The following is a 2,232-nucleotide window of genomic DNA, read 5'->3' on the forward strand; positions in this document are numbered from 1 at the left end:
TGGACCCGCATCCCGCTGGTGCAGAACGGCACCGTCGACCTGGAATGCGGCTCCACCACCAACAACGTCGAGCGCCAGCAGCAAGTCGGCTTCACCGTGGGCATCTTTGAAGTCGGTACCCGCCTGCTGACCAAGGTCAAGGACGGTCAGCCAGCCTACAAGGACTTCCCGGACCTGGCTGGCAAAAACGTCGTGACCACCGCAGGCACCACTTCCGAGCGCCTGCTCAAGGCTATGAACGCTGACAAGCAGATGAAGATGAACGTGATTTCCGCCAAGGACCACGGTGAAGCCTTCAACATGCTCGAAAGCGGCCGCGCCGTGGCCTTCATGATGGACGACGCACTGCTCGCCGGCGAAATGGCCAAGGCGCGCAAGCCTGCTGACTGGGTTATCACCGGTACCCCACAATCGTACGAAATCTACGGCTGCATGGTGCGCAAGGATGACGCGGCATTCAAGAAAGCGGTGGATGACGCCATCGTCGGCTATTTCAAGTCGGGCGAAGTCAACAAAAGCTACGACAAGTGGTTCAACCAGCCGATCCCGCCAAAGGGCTTGAACCTGAGCTTCCCGATGAGCGACGAGCTGAAAAAGCTGATCGCCGAGCCGACCGACAAGGCAGCGGACGAGAAGAAATCCTGACCCCCAGCCAGTGGCCTGATGCGCTGCAAAGCGCGAATTAAACCTGCAGGCCACCCGTTAGTGTCTAACCTTTCATCCGAGGGCGTTGCGCCCTCGGATGTTGGAAGGTGCCCGTGAAACAACCGTCTGAGGGGAAATCCCGATGAATTACAACTGGGACTGGGGCGTGTTCTTCAAGTCCACCGGCGTGGGCAGCGAAACCTATCTGGACTGGTACATCACCGGTCTGGGCTGGACCATCGCCATCGCCATTTCCGCCTGGATCATCGCCTTGCTACTGGGGTCGGTGCTGGGCGTCATGCGTACGGTGCCAAACCGGCTGGTGTCGGGTATTGCCACCGCTTACGTGGAACTGTTCCGCAACGTGCCACTGCTGGTACAGCTGTTCATCTGGTACTTCCTGGTGCCGGACCTGCTGCCCGAAGGCCTGCAGGAATGGTTCAAGCAAGACCTGAACCCGACCACTTCGGCACTGATCAGCGTGGTTGTCTGCCTCGGCCTGTTCACCGCCGCCCGTGTTTGCGAGCAGGTGCGGACCGGCATCCAGGCGCTGCCCCGTGGCCAGGAAGCGGCCGCCAGGGCCATGGGCTTCAGCCTGTCGCAGATCTACACCAATGTGCTGCTGCCGCAGGCCTACCGGATCATCATTCCGCCGCTTACGTCAGAATTCCTCAACGTGTTCAAGAACTCCTCGGTGGCGTCGTTGATCGGCCTGATGGAGCTTCTGGCGCAGACCAAGCAAACGGCCGAGTTCTCCGCCAACCTGTTCGAGGCCTTCACCTTGGCCACGCTGATCTACTTCACCCTGAACATGGGCCTGATGCTGCTGATGCGTATGGTCGAGAAGAAAGTCGCCGTGCCCGGCCTGATTTCCGTGGGGGGCAAATAAATGGAAATGGATTTCAGCGAAATCATTCCGGCCCTGCCTGCCCTCTGGGACGGCATGATCATGACCTTGCAGCTGATGGCCATGGGCGTGGTCGGCGGTATCGTGCTCGGTACCATCCTGGCCCTGATGCGCCTGTCGTCCAGCAAGCTGATGTCGCGGGTAGCCGGCGCCTACGTCAACTACTTCCGCTCCATCCCGTTGCTGCTGGTGATCACCTGGTTCTACCTGGCGGTACCCTTCGTGCTGCGCTGGATCACTGGCGAAGACACCCCGGTCGGGGCCTTCACCTCGTGCGTGGTCGCGTTCATGATGTTCGAGGCCGCGTACTTCTGCGAAATCGTCCGTGCCGGCGTGCAGTCCATCTCCAAGGGCCAGATGGGCGCCGCCCAGGCCCTGGGCATGACCTACAGCCAGACCATGCGCCTGATCATCCTGCCGCAGGCATTCCGCAAGATGACCCCGCTGCTGCTGCAGCAGAGCATCATCCTGTTCCAGGACACCTCGCTGGTGTACACCGTGGGCCTGGTGGACTTCCTCAACTCGGCACGCTCCAACGGCGACATCATCGGGCGCTCCCATGAGTTCCTGATCTTCGCTGGTGTCGTGTACTTCATCATCAGCTTCTCCGCTTCGTGGCTGGTCAAGCGCCTGCAAAAAAGGATCACCGTATGATTTCCATCAAGAACGTCAACAAGTGG

At 60.1% G+C, this 2,232-nt stretch carries 3 protein-coding genes; all 3 read left to right on the top strand.

Annotation, left to right across the window (positions count from 1 at the left end; genetic code table 11):
- On the top strand, positions 1-645 hold a 645-nt coding region (locus HP547_RS20790; protein ID WP_172287313.1), incomplete at its 5' end, for a transporter substrate-binding domain-containing protein.
- A gap of 142 nt (positions 646-787) precedes the next feature.
- The gene (locus tag HP547_RS20795) at positions 788-1,534 is read left to right on the top strand and encodes an amino acid ABC transporter permease (RefSeq protein ID WP_172225284.1); all 747 of its coding nucleotides are present in this window, start codon (positions 788-790) and stop codon (positions 1,532-1,534) included.
- Complete coding sequence (locus HP547_RS20800; RefSeq protein ID WP_172225287.1) at positions 1,535-2,206, top strand: amino acid ABC transporter permease; 672 nt, start codon at positions 1,535-1,537, stop codon at positions 2,204-2,206. It begins immediately after the preceding gene.
- Positions 2,207-2,232 lie beyond the last annotated feature (26 nt).

Origin of the sequence: Pseudomonas sp. CM27 (assembly GCF_013179515.1) — a bacterium.
GTDB lineage: Bacteria > Pseudomonadota > Gammaproteobacteria > Pseudomonadales > Pseudomonadaceae > Aquipseudomonas.